The 1,155-nt window shown below is 56.2% G+C and carries 1 rRNA gene; it reads left to right on the top strand.

What is annotated here, in order from left to right:
• A 23S ribosomal RNA gene (locus CWI66_RS17560) occupies window positions 1-1,032 on the top strand; the annotation flags it as partial.
• Window positions 1,033-1,155: the final 123 nt, after the last annotated feature.

The following is a 1,155-nucleotide window of genomic DNA, read 5'->3' on the forward strand; positions in this document are numbered from 1 at the left end:
CCGAAGCTCTTGATCGAAGCCCCGGTAAACGGCGGCCGTAACTATAACGGTCCTAAGGTAGCGAAATTCCTTGTCGGGTAAGTTCCGACCTGCACGAATGGCGTAATGATGGCCACGCTGTCTCCACCCGAGACTCAGTGAAATTGAAATCGCCGTGAAGATGCGGTGTACCCGCGGCTAGACGGAAAGACCCCGTGAACCTTTACTATAGCTTCACACTGGACGCTGATGTTGCCTGTGTAGGATAGCTGGGAGGCTTTGAACCTCGGACGCCAGTTCGAGGGGAGCCAACCTTGAAATACCAGCCTGGCATCATTGGCGTTCTCACTCAGGTCCGTGATCCGGATCGAGGACAGTGTGTGGTGGGTAGTTTGACTGGGGCGGTCTCCTCCCAAAGCGTAACGGAGGAGCACGAAGGTACCCTCAGCACGGTCGGACATCGTGCAATGAGTGCAAGAGCATAAGGGTGCTTGACTGCGAGACAGACACGTCGAGCAGGTGCGAAAGCAGGTTCTAGTGATCCGGTGGTTCTGTATGGAAGGGCCATCGCTCAACGGATAAAAGGTACTCCGGGGATAACAGGCTGATACCGCCCAAGAGTTCACATCGACGGCGGTGTTTGGCACCTCGATGTCGGCTCATCACATCCTGGGGCTGAAGTCGGTCCCAAGGGTATGGCTGTTCGCCATTTAAAGTGGTACGCGAGCTGGGTTTAGAACGTCGTGAGACAGTTCGGTCCCTATCTGCCGTGGGCGTTGGATGTTTGAGAAGAGCTGCTCCTAGTACGAGAGGACCGGAGTGGACGACCCTCTGGTGTTCCGGTTGTCACGCCAGTGGCATTGCCGGGTAGCTATGGTCGGACGGGATAACCGCTGAAAGCATCTAAGCGGGAAGCCCCCTTCAAGATGAGACATCCCTGAGGCCTAGAGCCTCCTGAAGGGCCCAGCGAGACCAGCTGGTTGATAGGCACGGTGTGGAAGCGCTGCAAGGCGTTGAGCTAACGTGTACTAATGGCCCGTGAGGCTTGACCCTATAACACCCAAGGGGTCTGGTCGTGATGATAACGAAGGAGTGTGAACGCACTCGCAACACCGGATACGCCGCAGTGAGCCAGAGCGCTTGCTGACAGGAGACGCACACAATACACGTCAAAAA

Source organism: Halomonas sp. 141 (assembly GCF_002810305.1).
Classification (GTDB): domain Bacteria; phylum Pseudomonadota; class Gammaproteobacteria; order Pseudomonadales; family Halomonadaceae; genus Vreelandella; species Vreelandella stevensii.